The organism is Streptomyces sp. CNZ287 (assembly GCF_007827615.1).
In genome coordinates, this window is record NZ_VISV01000010.1 from 77595 (window position 1) to 100169 (window position 22575).

Consider the following 22575-nt stretch of genomic DNA (forward strand, 5'->3'; position numbering starts at 1 on the left):
AACCCTATCGCGTGTCATGACATGCGAACGGCCCCACTCCGGATCAGTGGGGCCGCACACGCGCACGCGGGGTTCAGCAGCCTCCGGCGACCGCCGGAATGATCGAGATCCCGGCCCCCTCGGGAGTGGGAGTCTGCAGGCCATCGGCGAAGCGGACGTCATCATCGTTCACATAGACGTTCACGAAGCGGCGCAGCTTGCCTTGATCGTCCAGCACCCGTCCTGCGATGCCGCGGTGGTTCTTCTCCAGGTCTTCGATCACCTCGGCCAGCGTCGCGCCCTCGGCGCTCACCTCTGCCCGCCCGTCGGTATACGTACGGAGGATGGTCGGAATTCGGACGTTCACGCTCATGATGCGAGGCCGGCCTCTCGGAAGGAGTCGAGTGTGGGACGAATGATCGCGCTCGGCCCCGTGGTGGGAGCGACCGCGTCGAGGGTCTTCAGGCCGTCGCCCGTGTTGATCGCGACGGTGGTCCCGGCCGGGTCGATCCGGCCGTCCGCGACGAGCTTCGCCAGCACGCCGAAGGTCACGCCGCCCGCCGTCTCCGCGAACACACCCTCGGTGCGGGCCAGCAGCTTCACCGCGTCCACGACCTCGGCGTCCGTCACGTCCTCCACCGCGCCGCCGGTGCGGCGGGCGATGTCCAGCACGTACGGGCCGTCGGCCGGGTTGCCGATGGCGAGGGACTTGGCGATCGTGTCGGGCCGCACGGGACGTACCACGTCGTGACCGTCCTTGAAGGCCCGCGAGACCGGGGAGCAGCCGGCCGCCTGGGCGCCGAAGATCTTGTACGGGCGCTCCTCGACCAGCCCGGTCGCGATCAGCTCCTTCAGCCCCTTGTCGATCTTCGTGAGCTGGGAGCCGGAGGCGACGGGTATGACGATGTTGTCCGGGAGCCGCCAGCCGAGCTGCTCGCAGATCTCGTACGCGAGGGTCTTGGAGCCCTCCGCGTAGTACGGGCGCAGATTGACGTTCGTGAACCCCCAGCCCTCGCCGATCGGGTCGCCGATCAGCTCCGAGCAGAAGCGGTTCACGTCGTCGTACGTGCCCTCGATGCCGACGACGTCACCGCCGTAGACCGCGGCCATGACGACCTTCGCGTGCTCCAGGTCGTACGGGATGAAGACGCACGAACGCAGTCCCGCCCGCGCCGCGGCCGCGCCGACCGCGCCCGCCAGATTGCCCGTGGAGGAACACGACAGCGTGGTGAAGCCGAAGGCGCGCGCCGCCTCGACGGCGATCGCGACGACGCGGTCCTTGAAGGAGTGCGTCGGGTTGCCCGAGTCGTCCTTGACGTGCAGCGCGCCCGTCACGCCCAGCTCGGCGGCGAGCCGGTCGGCGCGGTGCAGCCGGGTGAACCCGGGGTTCAGGTTCGGCTTGCCCGCCACGTCCGCGGGGACCGGCAGCAGCGGCGCGTACCGCCAGATGCTCCGCGGACCCGCCTCGATACGGGCCCGCAGCCGGGCGGCGGACCCGGCGTCACCGCCGGGGAGTTCGTACGCCGCCTCCAGCGGCCCGAAACACGACTGGCACGCGAACACCGGACCCAGCGGCACCCGCTCCCCGCACTCCCGGCACGACAGCGCGACGGCAGGGCCCAGATCAGGGCCGCCGTCGACGGCGGTGGGGGTGGGAGCTGTGTCTACAGCCATACTGGCGAGGCCCTCTCTCCTCATCTTCCCCGCGACGCATCTCGCCGCAGGACGGAATTGGCACCATCACCGTCCGGGGCCTCGCAGCGTCGCGAGTACCGGACGGAGGGTTGCCGGGGCTTCAACGGGCCGTTCCCTCTGCCCCTCTGGATGAGCTCTGTATGGCGCGGGTCCGGCGGGGCCGCCCGGCGCTTTTGTCCGCGCGCGGACCCCGACATAGGGACGTCACGCACGTTGTTCAAGACTGTAACCGACGACCAGGACAGTTGTGAGGGCCGTCCGATACGCGAGACGGCTCACACACCGGGCAGGACACCGGCAAGGGGAGGCCCGCAGGTGCTCGATGACGTGGAGCAGTGGCTGAGGACGCGGTCCTGGTCCGCGGCGGACCGGCCGGACGCGCGGCTGCTGGCGGCCAAGCGCGCGCTCGGGGCGCGCGGGACGGTGAGCGTGGTGCTGCCGGCGCTCGACGAGGAGGCCACGGTCGGGTCGATCGTCGCGGCGATCCGCGCGGAGCTGATGGCTCCCGACGGCGGGCTGGTGGACGAGCTGGTCGTGATGGACTCCGGCTCCACGGACCGTACGGCGGAGGTCGCCGCCGCGGCGGGCGCGCGGGTCGTGCACCGCGACGAGGTGCTGCCGCGGATGCCGGCGGTGCCGGGCAAGGGCGAGGTGCTGTGGCGGTCGCTGCTGGTGACGCGCGGCGAGATCGTGTGCTTCGTGGACGCGGACCTGCGGGACTTCGACACGGCGTTCGTGAGCGGGATCGTGGGGCCGCTGCTGACGGATCCCGGCGTGGAGTTCGTGAAGGCGGTGTACGACAGACCGCTGGGTACGGGGGCGGCGACCGGACAGGGCGGGCGGGTGACCGAGCTGGTGGCCCGGCCGCTGCTGAACCTGCACTGGCCGCTGCTGGCCGGCTTCGTCCAGCCGCTGGGCGGTGAGTACGCGGCGCGCCGGTCGCTGCTGGAGCGGCTGCCGTTCCCGGTCGGGTACGGGGTGGAGCTGGGCCTGCTCGTCGACGCGCTGCACACGGTGGGGCTGGACGCGCTGGCGCAGGTCGACGTCGGCGTCCGCCGGCACCGGCACCAGGACGACCGCGCGCTGGGGCGCATGGCGGCGGCGATCTACCGCACGGCGCAGGTACGGCTGGCGCGGGGGCACCTGGTGCGGCCGCGGCTGACGCAGTTCGACCGGGGGGCGGAGGGGGCGTTCGAGCCGCGGACGTACGGGGTGGACACGGAGGAGCGGCCGCCGATGGGGGAGATCCGGGAGTACGTGGAGCGCCGCGCGGCATAGCCCTCGCCGGGCGGGCGACGGCGGGTGGGGGTCTCCCCGCACCCGCCCCTTCCCGAACCCCGGGGGCTCCGCCCCGGGACCGGACAGGGCTGCGCCCCAGCCCCCAGCGGAGGCGCGCCCGGCACCCCAGCGGGCTCCGCCCCGAGACGCCGGGGGCTCCGCCCCCAAACCCCCGCGGGGCTCCGCCCCGAGACCGGACAGGGCTACGCCCCAGCCCTCGCGGAAGCGCGCCCGGCACCCCAGCGGGACTCCGCCCCCGAGGACCCAGCGGGGGCTCCGCCCCCAAACCCCCGCGGGGCTCCGCCCCGGGACCCGGCGGGGAGCTCCGCCCCCGAGCCCCCGGGGCTGCGCCCCAGACCCCCTCGGGGCTCCGCCCCGGGACCCCGAAGGGGCCGCGCCCCGGACCACACAGGGCTGCGGCCGGCCTTGTTGAGGCCGCGCCGCCCGAGACCTCCGCGAGGCTCGCCCCGGGGCCGACCGCGCTGCCGTACCTCCCACGGGCCCCTCGGATCCCGGAGCCTCCGGTCCCACCGGCCCACGTGCCCCACCGGTATCGGCCACACCGTCCCGGTTGCGTTTCAGAGGGCCCTGCCGTGGCTAGGCTCGGCGCATGGTCGTGTCGCCCGGTGCTCCCCTGCTCGTCGCGTCCAACCGCGGGCCCCTCTCGTACGCCGTCGGCGACGACGGTGCGCTCGTCGCCAAGCGTGGCGGTGGCGGGCTCGTCTCCGGGCTCAGCGCCGTGGGGCCCGAGGCCGGTGCGCTGTGGGTGTGTGCCGCGCTGGGTGACGGGGACCGGGAGGCCGTGCGGCAGGGGGTGGCAGAGCCCGGGGTGCGGATGCTCGGCATCGACCCGGACGTCTTCCACGACGCGTACAACGGCGTCGCGAACTCCGTCCTGTGGTTCGTCCACCACATGCTCTACGACATCCCCGTCGCCCCCGTCTTCGACGCCGCGTTCCGCCGCCAGTGGGCCGCGTACGAGACGTACAACCGCGCCTTCGCCGACGCCCTCGCCGACGGTGCCGCCGAGGGCGCGGCGGTGCTCGTGCAGGACTACCACCTGTGTCTCGTCCCCGGCATGCTCCGTGAGCGCCGCCCCGACCTGCGCATCTCGCACTTCACCCACACCCCCTGGGCACCCCCCGAGTACTTCCGGCTCCTCCCCGACGACATCGCCGCCGCCCTGCTGCGCGGGCTGCTCGGCGCCGACCGCGTCGGCTTCCACACCCGCCGGTGGGCCGAGGCGTTCGCCGGCTGCTGCCGCGAGGTGCTGGGCGGGGAGGCCGACGTCGCCTTCGCCGGGGAGGAGGCGCGGGGTGAGCGGACGACGTGGGTCGACGTGCACGCCCTCGGCGCCGACGCCGACTTCCTGCGCGAGCGGTCGCGGCGGCCGGACGTCGCCGAGCGGATGGCCGCCCTGCGCGAGCAGATCGGCGGCGCGGACCGCGAGGTCGTCGTGCGGGTGGACCGCACCGAGTTGTCGAAGAACATCGTCCGCGGGCTGCTCGCGTACCGGCGGCTGCTGGAAGCGCGGCCGGAGTGGCGCGGGCGGGTGGTGAAGCTGGCGTTCGCGTATCCGTCGCGGCAGGACCTGGCGGTGTACCGCGACTACACCGCGGAGGTGCGCCGCCTCGCCGCGGAGATCAACGAGGCGTACGGGACGGACGGCTGGCAGCCGGTCGTGCTCCACGTCGAGGACGACTTCGCCCGCTCCCTCGCCGCGTACCGGCTGGCGGACGTGGCGCTGGTCAATCCGCTGCGGGACGGGATGAACCTGGTCGCGAAGGAGATCCCGGTGGTCTCCGACGACGGCTGCGCGCTGGTGCTGTCCCGGGAGGCGGGCGCGTACGCGGACCTCGCCGAGGACGCGCTCGTGGTGCACCCGTACGACGTGGAGGCCACGGCGGACGCGCTGCACGCGGCGCTGACGATGCCGCGCGACGAGCGCGCCCGGCGGACGAAGCGGCTGGCGGCGGCGGCCACGGCGCTGCCGCCGCAGGCGTGGTTCCTCGCGCAGTTGGACGCGCTGCGGGCGTAGCCGGCGGTACGGGCCGCGCGCGACCCCTCAGCGGCGGTGGCGCTCCTGGAAGCGGGCCGCCTTGGCGCGGTTGCCGCACCCTTCCATCGAGCACCAGCGGCGGCGGCCGTTCTTGCTGACGTCGTAGAACCACAGCACGCACTCGGGGTTCGCACAGCCGCGGACCCGCTCCGGGTGCTCCTCGTAAAGCCGGACCAGATCGGCCGCGGCGACCCAGGCCGGCAGCCACGCGGGGTCGTCCACGACGATCTCCGAGGTGGCCCGCCCGGCGCGGAGCAGGGGGCGGCGGGCGCCGTGGGCCAGTATCTCGTCGAGCGGCCGCTCGTCGCCGTCGAGGGCGGCGCGCAGGGCGGCGCGGGCGGTGGTCAGCGGCTCGCGCACGGCGGCGGGGTCGGGGACGTCGGCCGCGGGACCCGACAGGCCGTGCTCACCCAGCCAGCGGCTGACGCCGTCGGGCTCGTAGAAGAAGTCGACGGGGCTCCCCTCGTCGATCCACCAGGTGTTCACCAGGTCCAGGGCCAGCGGTTCGCCGGTCAGCGGTCGTGCCATACGAGCAGTGTAACCGTTGAAGTCGAATTGACAGGTTGGCAGGGGCGGGTTAGGTTTCTCTCGTCGTTAACCGTTCAAGTTCACTTTGATGGTTGGAGCTCGCCGTGACCGTACGCCACCGCACCGCCCGCATCGACGGCCTCGACGTTTTCTACCGGGAGGCCGGTGACCCGGGCGCGCCGACGCTCGTGCTGCTGCACGGCTTCCCGACGTCGTCCGTCGGCTTCGCCCCGCTGATGGCGGAGCTGGCCGGCGAGTTCCGTCTGATCGCCCCCGACTATCCCGGCTTCGGCCTCAGCTCCGCCCCGCCGGCCGGGGAGTGGGCGTACACCTTCGACCATCTCGCCGACGTGGTGGACAAGCTGCTCGACCAGCTAGGCGTCCGGCGCTACGCGATCTATGTCCACGACTACGGCGCCCCGGTCGGCTTCCGCCTCGCCCTGCGCCACCCCGAGCGCATCACCGGCATCGTCAGCCAGAACGGCAATGCCTACGACGAGGGGTTCACCCCCTTCTGGACCCCGCTCCGCGCCTACTGGGCCGAGCCCACGCCGGCCAACCGCGAGGCGCTCCGCTCGCTCCTCACCCCGGACGCCACGCACTGGCAGTACAGCCACGGTGTCCCGGACGCCTCGCTGGTCGACCCGGCGCTGGAGGTGCACGACCAGGCCCTGCTGGACCGGCCGGGCAACCAGGAGATCCAGCTCGACCTCTTCCTCGACTACGGCACGAACCCCGGGCGGTACGCGGACTGGCAGGAGTATCTGCGGGTGCACCAGCCGCCGGTCCTCGCGGCCTGGGGGCGGCACGACGAGATCTTCGGGCCGGACGGGGCGCGCGCCTTCGCCCGGGACGTGAAGGACGCGCAGGTGCAGTTGCTGGACGCCGGTCACTTCCCGCTGACGACACGGTTCGCGCAGAGCGCCGGGCTGATACGGGACTTCCTGCGCCGGCTCTCCGACTGAGGGGGCGGCAGGCGGTCCGGCGGCGGCCGGCGGCCGGGGCCACGGACTCCGAGGAGCCCGGCTCCGGGCCCGACGGCGCGTGGCTGCGAAGCCCGACGGCCCGGGGCTACGTGCCGAGGGCCGTCGCCAGGGCCGTCAGGAGGTCCACCACGCCCCGCGGTCCTTCGACCGTCAGGTCCGCGCGGTCCGCCAGCGCGTCCGCACCCTCGCCCGTCGTCGCCGCGCTGCACACCAGCAGCCCGGCGACGCCCTCCGGGCGCAGCGCGTCCACGGCGTCGTAGGCCGCGAGGTCGCCGAGGTCGTCGCCGGCGTAGAGGACGGTGCGGGCGCCGGTCTCGCGGGTCAGGGCGGTGAGGGCGCGGCCCTTGTCCATGCCCGGGGGGCGGAGTTCGAGGACGAAGCGGCCGGGTTCGACCACGAGGCCGTGGGCTTCCGCCAGGTCGTCCAGCGGCTTGCGCAGCGCGTCGGCGGCCTCGGCGGGACGGTCGGCGCGGCGGGTGTGGACGGCGACGGCGCGGCCCTTGTCCTCGATCCACGTGCCCCGCCAGGCGCCCGCCGCCTCCAGCACACCCGGCAGCTCGGCCTGCACGGCCGCGACGCCGGGGTGCGGGTCGGGGGCGCGCAGGGTGCCGGTGGCGGCGTCCCACTGCTCGTCGCCGTAGTGGCCGAGGACGCGCAGGTGCGTGAGCCCCGCGACGCCGGCGAAGCCGCCGTACCGTACGGCCACGGCGGCGGGCCGGCCGGTGATGACGGCGACGGTCCCGACCCGCGGCGCGACCCGGGCCAGCGCGGGTACGGCGCCGGGGTGGGCCCGCGCGGAGTCGGGGTCGGGGACGATCGGGGCGAGGGTGCCGTCGAAGTCGAAGGCGAGGAGGGCCTGTTCCGGGTCGGCGAGGAGCGCCGCGAGGCCGGCGCGACCCGCCTCGGTGCGCGGAACGGGGAGCTGTGCTGCGGAGGTGCTGCCCATGTCCAGGACCCTACCGGCCCGCGGTACCGTGCAGGGCATGTCTGAGGGTGACGCGGCGCTGACCGAGCGGGACTTGGCGGTCCTCGCGCTGGAGAAGCGCGCGTGGCCGGGTCCGGGGGCGAAGGAGCGGGCGATCCGGGAGCGCCTGGGGCTCTCCCCGACGCGGTACTACCAGGTGCTCAACGCGCTCCTGGACGACCCGCGCGCGCAGGAGCACGACCCGGTGACGGTCAACCGGCTGCGCCGCGTCCGGCAGGCCCGCCGCGACGCCCGGGAGGGCTGACGCGCGTCGGCACTCCCCCGGTCCGGCAGGGCTGCGGGGGTCCGCGGTGGGTCAGCGGGGTCCGTAGGGGCGGCGAAGGCAGAGGCGGGGCGGGTCATTCCTCTGTCGTGGAGGCCGACTCCGCGATGCTCTGCAGGTTCGTCAGCACCCGCTCCGGCGGCTCGCCGCCGGCCTCGGCCGCCTTGCCTATCTGCTTCTTCAGCTCGGCGTTGACCCGCGCCCACGACGTCTTGTTGTCCGGGTAGAAGACCGCGGTCTGGAGCTGGTCCAGGAACGGCTGCAGGTCCTTGCGGCCCTCGCTCAGCTTGTCCACCCCGGAGACCGTCGTCGGCAGCAGGTCGTAGCGCTGCGCGAACTTCAGCACGTTGGTGTCGTCGAAGAGGACGTCGAGGAACTTGCCGATCTGGGAGCGGTGGCCGTTGGCCTTGAACGCCATGATCCAGTCGGCGACGCCCATCGTCGACTCCGAGGGCCCGTCGCGTCCGGGCAGCTTCTCGGCGATGCCGAAGTCGACCTTCTCGCGCCGCAGGTCCTGCATGAGCGTCGGGTGGCCGAAGATCATGCCGACGTCACCCTTGACGAAATCGGCGAAGGCCGTGCGTCTGTTGGTCTCCGAGGGCGCGGCGTAGGTGAGGCCGGCGCCGACGAGGTTGTCGCGTATCCAGTTGAAGGTGTGGATGTTCTGCTCGGAGTCGATCGTGTAGCTGCCGACGTCGTCCGTGTAGGCGCCGCCGCCGCTGATCATCCACATCAGCGTCTCGCCCTGGGCCTCCTCGGGACCGAGCGGGAGCGCGTACGGGACCTTCACGCCGGTGTCCTTGAGCGCCTGCGCGACGTCGAGGAGTTCGCCCCAGTCCTGGGGCGCGTCCTCGGGGTCGGTGCTCAGACCCGCGTCCTCGAAGAGGGACTTGTTGTAGAACAGCAGCCGCGAGCTGGAGACGAAGGGCATGCCGTACTGCACGCGGTTGACCTCGCCGGCGGCGGCGAGGCTGGGCACGAAGTTGGCCTGGGTGGGGATGGAGAGCAGTTCGTCGGTGCTGTAGAGCATGTCGCGGGAGCTGTACGCGGCGTACGGGCCCATCTGCGCGATGTCCGGCGGGTTGCCGTCCTTCACCATCTTGTCGACCTTGGCGTCGATGTCCTCCCACGGGATGATCTCGATGTCGACCGAGATCCCCGGGGTGTCGTTGGAGAACTTCGCCGCCAACTGCTCCCAGTAGCGCCGGGCGGTGTCGGACTCGCCCGTGCCGTACTCGGCGGCCACCAGCTTCAGCGTGACGTCGCCGCCGCCACTGCCATCCCCGCACGCGCTCAGCGGCAGGGCCGCCGCTCCCGCGGCACCGGCCGCCGCCTTCAGAAATCCACGCCGCTGCACAGCTTTAGCTCACCTTCAGAATCATCTGAGAGGGCCGAGTCTGTCCGGAGCGACCCTCTCAGGTCTACACCAGACGGATATCACTTCCGTAACCACGTGACCCTGCCCGCCATTGCCGCACGGGGTACCGGGCTGATAGGGAGACGACGAGCTGAACCGCACATCAACGGTCGCGGAACAGCACGAAAGCGCGCACGATCGCAACGGTGCGCGTGGCGACGTACGTCCACGAGCACAACGAGGGAGCCGCACCTCATGGCAGCCGCAGAACCGTCCCGCACCGCCGCCGAGATTGCCACCCAGCCGAGTTGCTGGCGCCGAGCCCGGCAGGAGGCGGCGGCCGCCCCCGGGCTGCCGCAGCCCGGGGAGAAGGTCGCGGTGGTCGGCTGCGGCACCTCGTGGTTCATGGCGCAGGCGTACGCCGGGCTGCGGGAGGCGGCGGGCCAAGGGCACACCGACGCCTACGCCGCCTCGGAGTTCCCGGCCGGGCGGCGGTACGACCGGATGGTGGCGATCACCCGGTCCGGGACGACCACCGAGGTGCTGGACCTGCTGGCCGCGGTACGGGACGAGGCCGCCGGGACCGCGACCACCGCCCTCACGGCGGACGCGGAGACGCCCGTCACCAGGGCCGCGGACGCGCTGGTCACGCTGGCGTACGCGGACGAGGAGTCGGTGGTGCAGACCCGGTTCGCGACGACGGCGCTGGCGCTGCTGCGCGCCGGGCTCGAACTGCACGGACCGCCCGCGGCGGGTGTGAAGGCGGTTACGGACGCCGCGGTCGACGCCGAGCTGGCGGTGACGCAGCCGCTGCCGAAGGAGCTGGCGGCGGCGGTGCAGTGGACGTTCCTCGGCCGGGGCTGGACCTGCGGCCTTGCGGCGGAGGCGGCGCTGAAGATGCGCGAGGCGGCCGGCGCGTGGACGGAGAGCTACCCGGCGATGGAGTACCGGCACGGGCCGATGGCGATCACCGGCCCGGGGCGGGCGGTGTGGCACTTCGGCGAGCTGCCCGAAGGGCTGGCGGCGGACGTCGGCCGGGTCGGCGGCCACCTGAGCGCGGAGTCGACGGCGCGCGGGCTCGACCCGATGGCGGACCTGGTACGGGCCCAGCGGCTGGCGGTCGCGGTGGCGGAGGCGAAGGGGTACGACCCGGACCGCCCCCGGAACCTGACGCGGAGCGTCGTCCTGCGATAAGGCCGTGCGGCTGGCGCGCGGCGGGGGGATCCGCGGTCGGCGTTCGGGGGGTCCAGCGGGGGCACTCAACCGGATACCGGCGGAAACCGGACCCGTCATCGCGACTGGACTAGACCTCTCGCCCCTCTACGGGCGAGACTGTCCCCCGTGAGACACGTCATCGCCCTCGATGTGGGCGGCACCGGCATGAAAGCCGCCCTCGTCGGGGCGGACGGCGCGCTGCTCCACGAGACGCGCCGGCCCACCCCGCGCGAGGCGGGTCCCGAGGCCGTCGTCGCCGCCGTACTCGACTTCGCGGCCGAGCTGCGGTACATCGGCGTGGAGAAGTACGGCGAACCGGCCGTCGCGGCCGGGGTCGCCGTGCCCGGGATCGTGGACGACGCCGAGGGCGTCGCGGTGTTCTCCGCGAACCTCGGCTGGCGTGACGTACCGTTCCGCCGCCTCCTCGGCGAGCGGCTGGCCTGCCCCGTCGCCGTCGGCCACGACCTGCGCACCGGCGGGCTCGCCGAGGGCCGGCTCGGGGCCGCGCGCGACGTCGACCGGTTCCTCTTCATCGCCCTCGGCACCGGCATCGCCGCCGCCATCGGCATCGAAGGCCGCATCGAGCCCGGCGCCCACGGCGGCTCCGGCGAGATCGGCCACGTCGTCGTACGCCCCGACGGGCCGCCCTGCGGCTGCGGGCAGCGCGGCTGCCTGGAGCGGCTGGCGTCCGCCTCCGCCGTCGGCGAGGCGTGGGCCACCGCCTGCGGCGACCCCGGCGTGACCGCCGCGGACTGCGCCGAGGCGGTCGAGGCCGGCGACCCGCTGGCGGAGGCCGTCTGGCAGGACGCCGTCGACGCCCTCGCCGGCGGACTGATCACCGGCATCACCCTGCTCGACCCCCGCCGGATCGTCGTCGGCGGCGGCCTCGCCGAGGCCGGCGACACCCTCTTCGTACCGCTCACCCGCGCCGTCCGGGCGCGCATCACGTTCCAGACATTCCCCCAGATCGTCCCGGCGGAGCTGGGAGACGCCGCCGCCTGCCTGGGCGCCGGGCAGCTCGCCTGGGACCTACTCGCCACGGAGGTAACCGCCTGATGCGGGATTCGATGCGGGAGGGCGGCACGGTCCTCACCGGTGCCCGTGTGGTCCAGCCGGCCGGCACCGTAGAGGACGCCCGGCTCACCGTCGCGGACGGCCGGATCGCCTCGGTGGCACCGCAGGCCGGCACGGCGCGGGACGGCACGGCACCGCAGGCTTCCGGCGCAGAGCGGGACGACGGCGGGCCCGCGGCCCTCGACCTCTCCGGGCACTGGATCGTCCCCGGCTTCGTCGACATCCACGTGCACGGCGCCGGCGGCGCCTCCTTCTCCGGCGGCACCCACGAGCAGGCCCGCACCGTCATCGACACCCACCGCGGCCACGGCACCACCACGATGCTCGCCTCCACCGTCACCGGCGACCTGGACGACCTCGCCCGGCAGGCCGGCGTCCTCGCCGAGCTGGCCGAGGACGGCGAGCTGGCCGGCATCCACTTCGAGGGCCCGTTCATCTCCCCGCACCGCTGCGGCGCCCACCAGCCCACGCTGCTGCGCGACCCCGCGCCCGCCGACGTGCGCAAGCTCGTCGAGGCCGGCCGCGGGCAGACCCGGATGCTCACGCTCGCGCCGGAGCTGCCCGGCGGACTCGACTCCGTACGCCTCCTCGCCGACAGCGGCGTCATCGCCGCCGTGGGCCACACCGACTCCTCGTACGACGCCGTACAGAGGGCCGTCGCGGCCGGCGCCACCGTCGCCACCCACCTCTTCAACGCCATGCCCGCACTCGGCCACCGCTCGCCGGGTCCCGTCGCCGCGCTGCTGGAGGACGAGCGGGTCACCGTCGAGCTGATCAACGACGGCGTGCACCTGCATCCGGCGGTGCTGCAACTGGCGTTCAGGACCGCGGGGGCGGGCCGGGTCGCGTTCATCACCGACGCGATGGGCGCCGCCGGCATGGGCGACGGCCGCTACCCGCTCGGCCCGATGGAGGTCGACGTGCGGGACGGCGTGGCCCGGCTGGTCGACGGCGGGTCGATCGCGGGCTCCACGCTGACGCTGGACACCGCGTTCCGCCGGGCGGTCACCGTCGACCGCCTGCCGGTCGGGGACGCCGTGGCGGCGCTGTCGGCGACGCCCGCGAAGGTCCTCGGTGCGTACGACCGGATCGGCTCGCTGGAGCCCGGAAAGGACGCGGACCTCGTCGTGCTCGACGACCGGTTCACTCTCGTCGGGATCATGCGCAAGGGTGCGTGGATCGTCGAACCCGGTAGCTGAGGCGCGCCGTCGGCGGCGCATGCCGTCGACGGCGCTCAAGCACCATGGCAGGATCTTTCGCGCATATGTTCCTCACCGTCACGCTCAATCTCGCACTCGACGTCACGTACCGGGTGCCGCGGCTGCGTGCCCACGCGTCGCACCGCGTCACCGACGTCACGGAGCGGCCCGGCGGCAAGGGCCTGAACGTGGCCCGCGTGCTCGCCGCGCTCGGCCACCCCGTCACCGTCACCGGCCTCGCCGGCGGCCCCACGGGCGCGCACGTCCGCGCACTGCTGGCCGCCGAGCCGGGGGCGGCGGCCGGCGGGCAGGTGACCGACGCGCTCGTCCCCGTCGCGGGCAACACCCGGCGCACGGTCGCCGTCGTGGACGGCAGTACGGGCGACACCACCCAGCTCAACGAGGCCGGGCCCGAGGTCTCCGCGGAGGAGTGGGCGGCGTTCCTCGACGCGTACGCGGCGCTCCTTCAGGACTCCGGCACCGGCACCGGCACGGGCACCGGCGAAGGCGCCGCGCCCGTACGGGCCGTAGCCCTGTGCGGCAGCCTGCCGCCCGGCGTGCCCGTGGACGCGTACGCCGAGCTGGTACGCGCCACGCACGCCGCCGGCGTGCCCGTACTCCTCGACGCCAGCGGCGAACCGCTGCGCCACGGCGTCGCCGCGGGACCCGACCTCGTCAAGCCCAACGCCGAGGAGCTGGCCCAGCTCACCGGCGGCACCGAGCCGCTGCGCGCCGCCGACGACGTCCGCCGCCGCGGCGCCCGCGCCGTCGTCGCCTCGCTCGGCGCCGACGGGCTGCTCGCCGTCACCGCCGACGGCACCTGGCGCGCCGCACCGCCGCGGCACGTGCCGGGCAACCCCACCGGCGCCGGCGACTCCGCCGTCGCCGGGCTGCTGTCCGGGCTCGCCGAGGGCCTGGACTGGCCCGCCCGGCTCGCCCGTGCGGTGGCGCTGTCCGCGGCGACCGTCGCCGCGCCCGTGGCGGGCGAGTTCGACACCGCCGTCTACGCGGAGACGCTGCCGCGCACCGAGATCACGTCGGGCCGCGGTGCGGCCCGGGATGGGGCCTGAAGATGCCACTCACGACCACCGGCGAACTCGTCGCCGCCGCCCGCGACGCGGGCCACGGCGTGCCCGCCTTCAACGTCATCACGCTGGAGCACGCCGAGGCCATCGCCGCCGGCGCTGAGGCCGCGGGTGCGCCCGCGGTGCTGCAGATCTCGGAGAACGCCGTACGGTTCCACGGCGGCCGGCTCACGCCGATCGCCGCCGCGACGGCGGCCGTGGCGCGGGCCTCGTCCGCGCCGCTGTCGCTGCACCTGGACCACGTCGTCTCCCCGGAACTGCTGCGATCCGCGCACGGTCTCGGCTTCAGCTCGGTGATGTTCGACGCCTCCAAGATGTCGTACACCGACAACGTCAGGGCCACCGCGGAGGCGGTGCGCTGGGCGCACGAGCACGGCATCTGGATCGAGGCAGAGCTGGGACGGGTGGGTGGGAAGGAAGGTGAGAAGGTCGGCGGCAAGGAGGGCGAGGCGCCCCTCGACGCGCACGCGCCGGGGGTGCGGACGGACCCGGACGAGGCCGTCGCGTACGTCACGGACACCGGGGTCGACGCGCTGGCCGTCGCGGTGGGCAGCTCGCACGCGATGACCGAGCGCACGGCGGCGCTCGACCACGGGCTGATCGGCCGGCTGCGGGCGGCGGTCGCGGTGCCACTGGTGCTGCACGGCTCGTCCGGGGTGCCGGACGAGGAGCTGCGGCAGGCGGTGGCCTCGGGAATGGTGAAGATCAACGTCGGTACGGCCCTGAACACCGCGTTCACCGGCGCCGCGCGCGCCCATCTGGACGCGCACCCCGAGGTGGTCGACCCGCGCAAGTACCTGGCGCCGGGGCGGGACGCGATGGCCGCGACCGTGCGCCGGTTCCTGGAGGTCGTCGGCGGCTGACGGACACGGGGACGACGACGGGCCCGTAGCGGCGCTACGGGCCCGGACGTACCGGCGCTGCGGACAGCGCTACGACGAGACCTGGCCCTTCTTCAGCTCCACCTTGCCGATCGCGCTCTGGCATTCCTTGTTGCCCGACTCGCAGGAGAGCGTGATCTCGTTGGCGCCCTCGTCGAGGGAGATCCACGAGTAGGTCCGGGTCCAGCCCGCCAGCCAGTCGTCCTTCTTCGCCTTCGCGAAGTTCTCCAGGTTCAGCGGGCGGCTCTCCGCCTCACCGTTGATGGTGAGGGTGAGTTCGGCGTCCTTGCCCGGGACGCTGTAGTCGACGAAGAGCGTGTACTCTCCCGCCTCGCCGACCTCGGGCTTCCAGGTGGCGGACGCGCCCTCGTTCTCCAGGCCGTGGACGTAGGGGCCGTCCTCGGAGACGTTCGCGTCGCTGCCGACGACCGCGCCGCCGGCCAGCGCCAGCTTCGCGCCGTCCTCGCTGGGCGGGGCGGTCGGGTCCTTCTCGGGCTTGTCGTCGCCGTTCTTGGGCCCGTCGTCGCCCTTGCCCCCGGGGCTGGGGGCGACGGACTCCGAGTCGCCGCCGCCGACGTCCGAGTCCTCCCCGTCGCCGCTGAAGAGCACCGCGGCGACGATGGCGATGACCACCGTGGCGACGACGGCGACCGCGCCGAGCATCAGCCCGTTCCGCCCGCCGCCGCGGCCGCGGCGCGGGCCGTCGCCGGGGTCACCCGGCGGAGAGGACGGGGGCTGCGGCGGGGGGCCGCCGTAGGTCTCGGGGGCGGCGTAGTGCGGGCTGGGGCTGGACTGCCCGTACGGGTACGCCTGCTGGGGCGGCACCTGGTGCGCGGCCTGCTGGCCGCCGTACGTCCGCTCGCCGACGGCCCTGACCTGGGTGTACGACGTACGCGGCACGCCCGGGGCGGGGGCCGTGCCCTCCCCCGGTCCCGGCACCGGCGCGGCACCGCCCTCGGGGCGGTACAGATGGGCGAAGGGGTCGTCGTCCTCGGGCGGCGTGCCCGCACCGTGGTTGCCGGCCGTCATCTCCCTCTCACTCCCTGGTGCGCGTTGCGTCCGGGCCGGCGGACCGCCGGCCAGGGGGCGAGCCTACCCCGTCCGGAGCAGTACCCGGGCGTTCCTTCGGTCGACTGTGGACGAAGCCACGACGGCCGCCTGTGGACGGCCGGGGCCGCGGGGCGGCGCCGCCCCGGGCCCGTACCACCGCCACTAGCCTGCCCGGCGGTGCGAGCGGCCCTGCGAGCGGGCCCGCTTCTCGCGGTACATGAGCTGGTCCGCCGAGCTGAGGATCTCCTCCGTCGACATCCCGCACACCGCCCAGCCGGTGCCGATGCTCGCGCCCACGCGCACCCCCCGGCCGTCGACGCGGATCGGCGGGATGATCGCGTTCCGCAGCCGGACCGCCAGGTCCTCGGCGCCGCCGGGCGTCAGGCCGTCGGCGAGGACCACGAACTCGTCACCGCCGAGCCGCGCGACGGTGTCGCCGTCGCGTACCGCGTGGGTCAGCCGCTGCGCGACGGCGATGAGCACGGCGTCGCCGGTGTTGTGGCCGAAGCGGTCGTTGATGGACTTGAAGCCGTCGAGGTCGCAGAAGAGGACCGCGAGCCCCTTGCCCCCGGACTCCCCGCCGGCCCCGGGGGCCATCGCGTGCACATGGTGCTCGTACGGGCCGGGTCCCGCCCACTGCTCCTCGGCGCCGTCCGTCCCGAAGCCGTGCCCGTTGCTGTCGACCTCCCGGGGGACGGGACCCGCGCCGACGATGGCGCGGCCGCGCGGCCCCGGCAGCCCGGCGGCGGAGTGGCTGACGGCGCCCGTGTACAGCTCCGGCGGCCGGTCGCAGAGCCGGGCGGTGAGCCGGGCGCGCAGTTCGGCGGCGTTGGGCAGGCCGGTGAGCGAGTCGTGGCTGGCACGGTGCGCGAGCTGCGCCTCGTGGCGCTTGCGCTCCTCGATGTCCTCGACGTGGGTGAGGAGGTAGCGCGGGCCGTCGGCGGCGTCGGCGACCACCGAGTTGCGCAGGCTCACCCACACGTACGTGCCGTCGCGGCGGGCGAGGCGCAGCTCGGTCTTGCCGCCCTCGGCGAAGGTGCGCAGCAGGGTGCCGACGTCCTCGGGGTGGACCAGGTCGGAGAACGACAGCCGGCGCAGGCTGGAGGGCTGGCGGCCCAGGAGCCGGCAGAGCGCGTCGTTCGTACGGATCAGCCGCCCGTGGTCGTCGCCGCCCATCTCGGCGACCGCCATGCCGCTGGGCGCGTACTCGAAGGCCTGGCGGAAGCTCTCCTCGCTGGCGCGGAGCGCCTGCTGCTCGCGCTCCAGCCGCACCAGCGCGCGCTGCATGTTGGCCCGCAGCCGGGCGTTGGTGATCGCTATGGCGGCCTGCGAGGCGTACATCTGCAGGGCCTCGCGCCCCCAGGGGGTCGGCACCCGGCCGTTGGCCGGCTTGTCGACGGACAGGACGCCGAGCAACTCGCGGCCGGCGTCGTAGATCGGTGCGAAGAGGCGGTCGCCGGTGACCCAGTCACCGGGGGCGGAGGGCGGCGGGACGACGGAGTGGGTCTGCGGCACCTCGTCGCCGTCGAGCACCCAGCCCTCGCTGTGGGGTATGTAGCGCAGCTCGCCCCACTCGATGCCCATGCGGAGCCGGCGCTCCCACGCCTCGCGCGGGCCGACCCGGCCCGCCATGATCGCCTCGGCGGTCGGATCGCCGCCGACGGCGGCGACGACGAGGTCGCCGTCGGGCCGTACGAGGTTCACCGCGGACACCTCGTACCCGAGGGCGACGAGCCCGTCCGCGACGCTCTGGAGAGTGTCGGCGAGGCTGCGCGTCTGATTCAGGTCCGCGAGGACCGAATGCAGCCGGCGCAGGCTCGCCAGCCTTACGTAAGGTTCGGCCTCCGTCTCCATACCTGCCCCTCCCGTCTCGCCCCGACCTCGGCGGAAGACCCCCGCGTGGAATTTCATCCAACGACACGGCCACTGAATCACAGCCCGCTCTTCGGCGGGTACACAGGGTCAACATTGGATGCTCTCTGTGACTCAAGTCACAGGGCGGGGAGGTGTTAACCGGCGTGCGGCCAAGAGCCGCACGCCGGTCTGCGGGAGCTTCGCGCCGGGTGGGGCGGAAGGGGCCGCGCGGCGGGGTCCGCGGGGGTCCCGCGGCAGGTGGGACGGGACGGAGACCTAGGACTCCGCTCCGCCCTCTGCCCGATGCCCGGGGCCCGTTCGTCCCGTTACCGTTCGAGGCGTGCTGCATGAGACGCAAACGGTGGACCATCCTGTTGGGGTGAGCGACGAGCAGTTCCGGGCGGCCATGAGCCGGCTGGCCGCGGGCGTGGTGCTGGTCACGGCGTACGACCCGGACCCCGGCCTCAACGGCGAGGACGTCGGGATGACGGCGACCGCGTTCCTGTCGGTGTCCCTGGACCCCCCGCTGGTGATGGTCAGCGTCCGCAACGGCTCCCGCATGGACGAACTGCTGGCGGAGCGCGAGGAGTGGGCGGCGTCGGTGCTCTCCGAGAGCCAGCGGCACATCGCCGGGCGGTTCGCGATGAAGGGGCGGATCAGCGACCGGCTGCTGTTCGACGACATCCCGTACACGCGCGGCGAGGTGACCGGGTGCGCGCTGGTGGGCGGGGCGCTGGCGACGGTGGAGTGCAGGACGGAGCAGCGCGTGGTGGCGGGGGACCACACGCTGGTGATCGGGCGGGTGCTGAGCGCGACGCAGCCGAGTGCGGACGGCAGCCCGCTGACGTACTTCCGGGGGCGGTACCGGACGCTGGGCTGAGCCTTCGCACCTTCGCGTTGGCGACGGGTGGGAGCGATAGGGGACGAGGAGGGGGTCACTGGCCCCAGCCGCGGCCCGTGCGGCCGCGCTTGACGTCGGACCGCTGCTTCTTCTCCCGCAGCCGGCGCTCGTTGACCCCCCGCGGGACCTTCCGCTTCCGCCGCGGCGCGGGCGGCGGCGCCGTGGCCTCCGCGAGCAGCGCGGCGAGCCGTACGGCGGCCGTCTCGCGGTTGCGCCACTGCGAACGGTGCTCGCTCGCCCGGACCACGACGTGCCCGTCGACGAGCCGGTCCGCGAGCCGCTCCAGCGCCCGCTCCTTCCAGACCGGCGGCAGCGACTGCGTACCCGCGAGGTCGAAGCGGACCTCGGCCTGGGTGTCGCTGGTGTTCACGTGCTGACCGCCCGGCCCGGAGGAACGCGAGAAACGCCACAGCAGCTCGGCCTCCGGCAGGACGACCGAGCCGCGGATGCGGTGGGGACCGGACATGTCTCCCATGATCCCGCGCGGATGTTCGACCTGTCACGTCGTTTGCGCCACCCGGAAGTCGCCCGGAAGTGGCGGGGGGTACGGTGCGTGGAACCGGGTGGGGCACACCGGCGTTGTGGTCCGTAGACGTGGCTCCGGCACGTGGAGCCAGAACCAGGAGGGGACTCCCCATGCCCGTAAGCCTGTCCAAGGGCGGCAACGTTTCGCTCACCAAGGAAGCCCCCGGACTGACCGCCGTCACGGTCGGTCTCGGCTGGGACGTCCGCACCACGACGGGAGTGGACTTCGACCTGGACGCGAGCGCCATCGCGGTGAACGCCGAAGGCCGGGTCTTCTCCGACCAGCACTTCATCTTCTTCAACAACCGGCAGTCGCCGGACCAGACGATCGTGCACACCGGTGACAACGTCACCGGCGAGGGCGCGGGCGACGACGAGCAGATCAACGTCAACCTGGTCGGCCTGCCGCCCGAGATCGACAAGATCGTCTTCCCGGTCTCGATCTACGACGCCGAGACCCGCAGCCAGAACTTCGGCCAGGTGCGCAACGCGTTCATCCGCGTCGTGAACCAGGCCGGGGGCACGGAGATCGCCCGCTACGACCTCAGCGAGGACGCGGCGACGGAGACCGCGATGGTCTTCGGCGAGCTGTACCGCAACGGCGCGGAGTGGAAGTTCCGCGCGGTGGGCCAGGGCTACGCCTCGGGCCTGTCGGGCATCGCCCAGGACTTCGGCGTCAGCGTCTGACGCACCGGGGTCCGCGGATCCCCGTAGACGCGGAGCGGCCCGTCGCGCGGCAGCGCGGCGGGCCACTCGTGTTCCCGGGGTCAGAACTCGGCAGTGTCCAGTTCGAAGTCGAACGGCTTCGGCAGCATGATCTTCTCGCCGAGCGTTGCGCTCTCGCTGCGGGCGTACTGCCCTGCCTTCGGCCTGCTGAAAACCGAGACGACGCCCGCTTCGCGATCGATGAGCAGATACAGGGGGATCCCGGCGCGGGCATATCCGCGCAACTTCTTCAAGCGGTCGTTGCGGGCCGTGGACTTCGAGGTGACTTCGGCGACAAGCAAGACGGGATCGGGATCGTGCCACTCAAGTTCGGCCTGGAACGCCCGCTTGGGGGCGACCACCAGATCAGGGATGACTCGGAGGCCGGGATCGGGACCGGAAAGTTTCAGGCCGATTCCGTGGTACATCCGAACATCTCTACGATGATCGCGAACCTGCTCGTGCATCCCGGAGACGAAGTCTTCGTGCTCAGCATTCGCCGGAGGTGTCACGTGGATTTGCCCCTCGATCAGTTCCACGCGCCATCCCCTGGGGACAGCCGCGCTTGCTGCGAAGAAGGCGTCCTCGACCGGGTGGTTTGCAGGCACGAGCACCTCGCGCTCAGGGGTCGTCAATGCCATGGATGTCCTCCCTCGTCGAAAGGACGCTCTCAGCGTAAGCGAGTACGCGCGATACGATCCGATGGAGCTTCACCCGAACGGGTGTTCAGTGACGTTTCTGCACGTCACCAGCCGCTCGGACCTCCACGCCCACCTGGGCGGCGAAGGCCGGGGCCAGGGCCAGGAGTTGGTCGGGGCTGATGGTCGCGCCGGCCAGGCGGTCCACGCCGCGGTCGAGGGTGAGTTCCGAGGCGCGGCGCAGGTCGACGTCCTTCAGGTGGGCGCCGGAGAGGTCCGCGCGCTGGATCGCGCAGCCCTCGAACGCCACCCGCTCCAGCCGGGCGTCGCCGAAGTCCGGCTCCGTCAGCACGCAGTCCTCGAACACGACGTCCGTCAGCCGCGCCCCGCGCAGGTTCAGGAAGTCCGCCTTGCCGCCGCGCACCACCACCCGCTCCAGCGTCGCCCCGTGCAACTGCACGCCGCCCAGGCGCGTGTCCGTCAGCTCCACGTCCCGAAGCGTCGCCCCCGCCAGGTCCGTCCCCGCGCCGCGCACCTCCTCCAGCACCGAGTCGATCAGCCGCGCGGCCGGCAGCCGCGCCGCGTCCAGCACGCAGCGGCGCAGCGCGCAGTCCATGAAGCGCGCCCCCGCGCCGTCCGCCCCCGTCAGGTCGAGCCCGGCGAACTCCAGCGCGTCGTAGTCCCCGTCGGGCTCCAGGTCCGCGGCCCGGTACGTCCCCGCGGCGGCCTCCTCCCGCGCCCCGTACCGCGCCAGGGACGCCGGGAGCCGCACCGCCGGCCGCCGCGGCGCCTTGATCGTCTTCCGCCTCGTCATGCGGCCCATCGTGACCTACGGCACTGACACCGCGTGCGATGTCACCTTCCCGCCCCCGGCCCTCGCCCTGTGATCAGAACGGCAATATCGCAGGTGAGGAGCACTACATGCGACGGATCTCCGTCATCGGCTGCGGGCTGGCCGGGCTCACGGCCGCCATCACCGCCGCCGAGGCCGGCGCCCGCGTCACCCTGGACGAAGCGCACCACACCGTCGGGGGGCGCGCCCGTACCGCCGGCGCGCCCTACCGCACCAACGAGGGCCCGCACGCCCTCTACTACCGCGGCCCGCACTGGGCCTGGCTCAAACGGCGCCACCTCCTCGGCCCGCTCGCCCCGATCCCGCCCCTGGAGGGCTCCCGGTTCCGCTTCCGCCGCGACGGCCGGCTGCGGAAGGTGCCGCCGGCCGCGACGCTGCGCCTGGTCCGCCGCCGCGAGGCGCCCGTGGACCGCGACTTCCTCTTGACCTGAAGTTCTGTTCACGTTGTCTGCTGGCCTCATGCACGCCATACGACTTCACGCCTTCGGCCCCCCCGAGAACCTCGTCTACGAGAAGACGGAAGACCCCGTACCCGGCCCCGGCCAGGTCCGTATCGCCGTCGCCGCCGCCGGGGTGCACCTCCTCGACACGTTCCTGCGCGCCGGCGGGACCGGCGGCCCCATGCCGCCCCCCGACCTGCCCACGATCCCCGGCCGCGAGGTCGCCGGCACCGTCGAGTCCGTGGGCGACGGCGTCGACCCGGAGTGGCTGGGCCGCCGCGTCGTCGCGCACATCGGGCTCCGCCCCGGCGGCTACGCGGAGCTGACCGTCACCGAGGCCGAGCGGCTGCACGCGCTGCCCGACTCCCTCGGCGCCGCGGAGGCCGTCGCGATGATCGGCACGGGGCGGACGACGATGGGCTTCCTGCACTTCGCCGAGGTCACGGCGGACGACGTCGTGATCGTCACGGCGGCCGCGGGCGGCGTCGGCTCGCTGCTGGTGCAGTACGCGCGGAACGTCGGCGCGTACGCCGTGGGCCTGGCCGGCGGCCCGGAGAAGGTCGCGCGCGTACGGGACCTCGGCGCGGACGCCGCCGCCGACTACACCGAGCAGGACTGGCCCGACGCCGTACGCGCCGCCCTCGGCGACCGCCGCCCCACGGTGCTCCTCGACACCGTCGGCGGCGCCGCGGCCCGCACGGCGGCGGACTTCCTCGCGCCCGGCGGGCGGCACCTGGTGCTGGGCTGGTCGTCGGGGACGCCGCTGGAGTTCACGGAGGCGGAGCTGGCGGAGCGGGGCATCACGTCGGTCAACGTCCTCGGCCCCGACTGGCTCAGCCGCATCGGCGGCGACGACCCCCTGCGGCGGATGGAGGAGGCGGCGCTGACGGAGGCGGCGACGGGCCGCTGGACACCCCTGGTGCAGCGCTACCCGCTGGCACGGGCCGCCGAGGCCCACCGGGCGCTGGAGACGCGGGGGACGGTCGGGAAGGTCGTACTGGAGCCGTAGAAGGCCCGGAGGGAGGA

The 22575-nt window shown here is 73.8% G+C and carries 22 protein-coding genes, 1 pseudogene and 1 riboswitch; of the genes and pseudogenes, 13 read left to right on the forward strand and 10 right to left on the reverse strand.

The annotated features are described in order from the left end of the window. Nucleotides 1-73: 73 nt before the first annotated feature. Nucleotides 74-352, reverse strand: a complete 279-nt coding sequence (locus FB457_RS19175; protein ID WP_047017340.1) for a MoaD/ThiS family protein — start codon at nucleotides 350-352, stop codon at nucleotides 74-76. Then, on the reverse strand, nucleotides 349-1653 hold the full coding sequence (gene thrC / locus FB457_RS19180) for a threonine synthase (RefSeq protein WP_145782548.1): 1305 nt from the start codon (nucleotides 1651-1653) through the stop codon (nucleotides 349-351). The genes FB457_RS19175 and thrC overlap by 4 nt, the downstream gene beginning before the upstream one ends. A 17-nt stretch (nucleotides 1654-1670) precedes the next feature. Beyond that, nucleotides 1671-1810, reverse strand: a riboswitch (SAM riboswitch). 179 nt (nucleotides 1811-1989) lie between these two features. On the opposite strand from thrC, the gene FB457_RS19185 reads away from it, so the two are divergent. Both FB457_RS19185 and FB457_RS19190 read left to right on the forward strand, forming a co-directional pair. Further along, on the forward strand, nucleotides 1990-2952 hold the full coding sequence (locus FB457_RS19185; RefSeq protein ID WP_047017338.1) for a glucosyl-3-phosphoglycerate synthase: 963 nt from the start codon (nucleotides 1990-1992) through the stop codon (nucleotides 2950-2952). Nucleotides 2953-3562: 610 nt separating this feature from the next. After that, a complete protein-coding gene (locus FB457_RS19190; RefSeq protein ID WP_145782551.1) occupies nucleotides 3563-4990 on the forward strand; it encodes a trehalose-6-phosphate synthase in 1428 nt (475 codons plus the stop codon). Between the two features lie 27 nt (nucleotides 4991-5017). Here FB457_RS19190 and FB457_RS19195 read toward each other — a convergent pair whose 3' ends face one another. Continuing rightward, nucleotides 5018-5539, reverse strand: a complete 522-nt coding sequence (locus tag FB457_RS19195) for a CGNR zinc finger domain-containing protein (RefSeq protein WP_047017336.1) — start codon at nucleotides 5537-5539, stop codon at nucleotides 5018-5020. 104 nt (nucleotides 5540-5643) lie between these two features. Here FB457_RS19195 and FB457_RS19200 point away from each other — a divergent pair, with 104 nt between their 5' ends. Beyond that, the gene (locus FB457_RS19200) at nucleotides 5644-6504 is read left to right on the forward strand and encodes an alpha/beta fold hydrolase (protein WP_145782651.1); all 861 of its coding nucleotides are present in this window, start codon (nucleotides 5644-5646) and stop codon (nucleotides 6502-6504) included. Between the two features lie 106 nt (nucleotides 6505-6610). On the opposite strand, the gene otsB is transcribed toward FB457_RS19200, so the two are convergent. Continuing rightward, on the reverse strand, nucleotides 6611-7471 hold the full coding sequence (otsB, locus tag FB457_RS19205) for a trehalose-phosphatase (protein ID WP_047017334.1): 861 nt from the start codon (nucleotides 7469-7471) through the stop codon (nucleotides 6611-6613). Between the two features lie 37 nt (nucleotides 7472-7508). Between otsB and FB457_RS19210 the strand changes: the two genes are divergently transcribed. Beyond that, nucleotides 7509-7754 (forward strand): DUF3263 domain-containing protein, encoded by a 246-nt coding sequence (locus FB457_RS19210; protein WP_125936447.1) that lies wholly within the window; start codon nucleotides 7509-7511, stop codon nucleotides 7752-7754. Nucleotides 7755-7848: 94 nt separating this feature from the next. Here the strand turns inward: FB457_RS19210 and FB457_RS19215 are convergent, their stop codons facing one another. Further along, nucleotides 7849-9129, reverse strand: coding sequence for an ABC transporter substrate-binding protein (locus tag FB457_RS19215; RefSeq protein ID WP_047017333.1), 1281 nt, complete (start codon nucleotides 9127-9129; stop codon nucleotides 7849-7851). Between the two features lie 255 nt (nucleotides 9130-9384). Between FB457_RS19215 and FB457_RS19220 the strand changes: the two genes are divergently transcribed. The 5 genes from FB457_RS19220 to FB457_RS19240 all read left to right on the forward strand — a co-directional run bounded on the left by FB457_RS19220 (nucleotide 9385) and on the right by FB457_RS19240 (nucleotide 14565). Continuing rightward, on the forward strand, nucleotides 9385-10323 hold the full coding sequence (locus tag FB457_RS19220; protein WP_047017332.1) for an SIS domain-containing protein: 939 nt from the start codon (nucleotides 9385-9387) through the stop codon (nucleotides 10321-10323). Nucleotides 10324-10470: 147 nt separating this feature from the next. Then, the gene (locus FB457_RS19225) at nucleotides 10471-11400 is read left to right on the forward strand and encodes an ROK family protein (RefSeq protein WP_186462004.1); all 930 of its coding nucleotides are present in this window, start codon (nucleotides 10471-10473) and stop codon (nucleotides 11398-11400) included. Further along, the gene (nagA, locus tag FB457_RS19230) at nucleotides 11400-12617 is read left to right on the forward strand and encodes an N-acetylglucosamine-6-phosphate deacetylase (protein ID WP_145782553.1); all 1218 of its coding nucleotides are present in this window, start codon (nucleotides 11400-11402) and stop codon (nucleotides 12615-12617) included. The genes FB457_RS19225 and nagA overlap by 1 nt, the downstream gene beginning before the upstream one ends. A 65-nt stretch (nucleotides 12618-12682) precedes the next feature. After that, a complete protein-coding gene (locus FB457_RS19235; RefSeq protein ID WP_145782655.1) occupies nucleotides 12683-13687 on the forward strand; it encodes a 1-phosphofructokinase in 1005 nt (334 codons plus the stop codon). A 2-nt stretch (nucleotides 13688-13689) separates the two neighbouring features. Beyond that, nucleotides 13690-14565 carry a ketose-bisphosphate aldolase gene (locus FB457_RS19240; RefSeq protein ID WP_145782555.1) on the forward strand — a complete coding sequence of 292 codons (876 nt, stop codon included), beginning with the start codon at nucleotides 13690-13692 and terminating at the stop codon, nucleotides 14563-14565. A gap of 69 nt (nucleotides 14566-14634) precedes the next feature. On the opposite strand, the gene FB457_RS19245 is transcribed toward FB457_RS19240, so the two are convergent. Further along, nucleotides 14635-15612 (reverse strand): carbohydrate-binding protein, encoded by a 978-nt coding sequence (locus FB457_RS19245; RefSeq protein WP_047017327.1) that lies wholly within the window; start codon nucleotides 15610-15612, stop codon nucleotides 14635-14637. Between the two features lie 183 nt (nucleotides 15613-15795). Then, nucleotides 15796-17487, reverse strand: a complete 1692-nt coding sequence (cdgB, locus tag FB457_RS19250; RefSeq protein WP_047017326.1) for a diguanylate cyclase CdgB — start codon at nucleotides 17485-17487, stop codon at nucleotides 15796-15798. A 340-nt stretch (nucleotides 17488-17827) separates the two neighbouring features. Between cdgB and FB457_RS19255 the strand changes: the two genes are divergently transcribed. Next, entirely contained in the window at nucleotides 17828-18367 is a 540-nt protein-coding gene (locus FB457_RS19255) for a flavin reductase family protein (RefSeq protein ID WP_253911377.1), read from the forward strand. Between the two features lie 55 nt (nucleotides 18368-18422). On the opposite strand, the gene arfB is transcribed toward FB457_RS19255, so the two are convergent. Then, on the reverse strand, nucleotides 18423-18854 hold the full coding sequence (gene arfB, locus FB457_RS19260) for an alternative ribosome rescue aminoacyl-tRNA hydrolase ArfB (RefSeq protein WP_047017324.1): 432 nt from the start codon (nucleotides 18852-18854) through the stop codon (nucleotides 18423-18425). Nucleotides 18855-19024: 170 nt separating this feature from the next. On the opposite strand from arfB, the gene FB457_RS19265 reads away from it, so the two are divergent. Continuing rightward, nucleotides 19025-19600 (forward strand): TerD family protein, encoded by a 576-nt coding sequence (locus FB457_RS19265; protein ID WP_047017323.1) that lies wholly within the window; start codon nucleotides 19025-19027, stop codon nucleotides 19598-19600. 80 nt (nucleotides 19601-19680) lie between these two features. Here the strand turns inward: FB457_RS19265 and FB457_RS19270 are convergent, their stop codons facing one another. Both FB457_RS19270 and FB457_RS19275 read right to left on the reverse strand, forming a co-directional pair. Then, nucleotides 19681-20259 (reverse strand): Uma2 family endonuclease, encoded by a 579-nt coding sequence (locus FB457_RS19270; protein ID WP_047017322.1) that lies wholly within the window; start codon nucleotides 20257-20259, stop codon nucleotides 19681-19683. 85 nt (nucleotides 20260-20344) lie between these two features. Then, the gene (locus FB457_RS19275; protein WP_486589075.1) at nucleotides 20345-21070 is read right to left on the reverse strand and encodes a pentapeptide repeat-containing protein; all 726 of its coding nucleotides are present in this window, start codon (nucleotides 21068-21070) and stop codon (nucleotides 20345-20347) included. 107 nt (nucleotides 21071-21177) lie between these two features. Between FB457_RS19275 and FB457_RS19280 the strand changes: the two are divergent. After that, a pseudogene (locus tag FB457_RS19280) lies at nucleotides 21178-21531 on the forward strand (NAD(P)-binding protein); the annotation flags it as partial. A 37-nt stretch (nucleotides 21532-21568) separates the two neighbouring features. Continuing rightward, the gene (locus FB457_RS19285; protein WP_047017319.1) at nucleotides 21569-22558 is read left to right on the forward strand and encodes a zinc-binding dehydrogenase; all 990 of its coding nucleotides are present in this window, start codon (nucleotides 21569-21571) and stop codon (nucleotides 22556-22558) included. The last annotated feature ends 17 nt before the right edge of the window (nucleotides 22559-22575 follow it).

Excerpts from the sequence above, each read along its gene's own strand:
- FB457_RS19175 (WP_047017340.1), bottom strand. The coding sequence starts at position 352 with ATGAGCGTGAACGTCCGAATTCCGACCATCCTCCGTACGTATACCGAC.
- thrC (WP_145782548.1), bottom strand. The coding sequence starts at position 1,653 with ATGGCTGTAGACACAGCTCCCACCCCCACCGCCGTCGACGGCGGCCCT.
- FB457_RS19190 (WP_145782551.1), top strand. The coding sequence starts at position 3,563 with ATGGTCGTGTCGCCCGGTGCTCCCCTGCTCGTCGCGTCCAACCGCGGG.
- FB457_RS19195 (WP_047017336.1), bottom strand. The coding sequence starts at position 5,539 with ATGGCACGACCGCTGACCGGCGAACCGCTGGCCCTGGACCTGGTGAAC.
- otsB (WP_047017334.1), bottom strand. The coding sequence starts at position 7,471 with ATGGGCAGCACCTCCGCAGCACAGCTCCCCGTTCCGCGCACCGAGGCG.
- FB457_RS19210 (WP_125936447.1), top strand. The coding sequence starts at position 7,509 with ATGTCTGAGGGTGACGCGGCGCTGACCGAGCGGGACTTGGCGGTCCTC.
- FB457_RS19220 (WP_047017332.1), top strand. The coding sequence starts at position 9,385 with ATGGCAGCCGCAGAACCGTCCCGCACCGCCGCCGAGATTGCCACCCAG.
- nagA (WP_145782553.1), top strand. The coding sequence starts at position 11,400 with ATGCGGGATTCGATGCGGGAGGGCGGCACGGTCCTCACCGGTGCCCGT.
- FB457_RS19235 (WP_145782655.1), top strand. The coding sequence starts at position 12,683 with ATGTTCCTCACCGTCACGCTCAATCTCGCACTCGACGTCACGTACCGG.
- FB457_RS19240 (WP_145782555.1), top strand. The coding sequence starts at position 13,690 with ATGCCACTCACGACCACCGGCGAACTCGTCGCCGCCGCCCGCGACGCG.
- FB457_RS19245 (WP_047017327.1), bottom strand. The coding sequence starts at position 15,612 with ATGACGGCCGGCAACCACGGTGCGGGCACGCCGCCCGAGGACGACGAC.
- cdgB (WP_047017326.1), bottom strand. The coding sequence starts at position 17,487 with ATGGAGACGGAGGCCGAACCTTACGTAAGGCTGGCGAGCCTGCGCCGG.
- arfB (WP_047017324.1), bottom strand. The coding sequence starts at position 18,854 with ATGTCCGGTCCCCACCGCATCCGCGGCTCGGTCGTCCTGCCGGAGGCC.
- FB457_RS19265 (WP_047017323.1), top strand. The coding sequence starts at position 19,025 with ATGCCCGTAAGCCTGTCCAAGGGCGGCAACGTTTCGCTCACCAAGGAA.
- FB457_RS19270 (WP_047017322.1), bottom strand. The coding sequence starts at position 20,259 with ATGGCATTGACGACCCCTGAGCGCGAGGTGCTCGTGCCTGCAAACCAC.
- FB457_RS19275 (WP_486589075.1), bottom strand. The coding sequence starts at position 21,070 with ATGACGAGGCGGAAGACGATCAAGGCGCCGCGGCGGCCGGCGGTGCGG.
- FB457_RS19285 (WP_047017319.1), top strand. The coding sequence starts at position 21,569 with ATGCACGCCATACGACTTCACGCCTTCGGCCCCCCCGAGAACCTCGTC.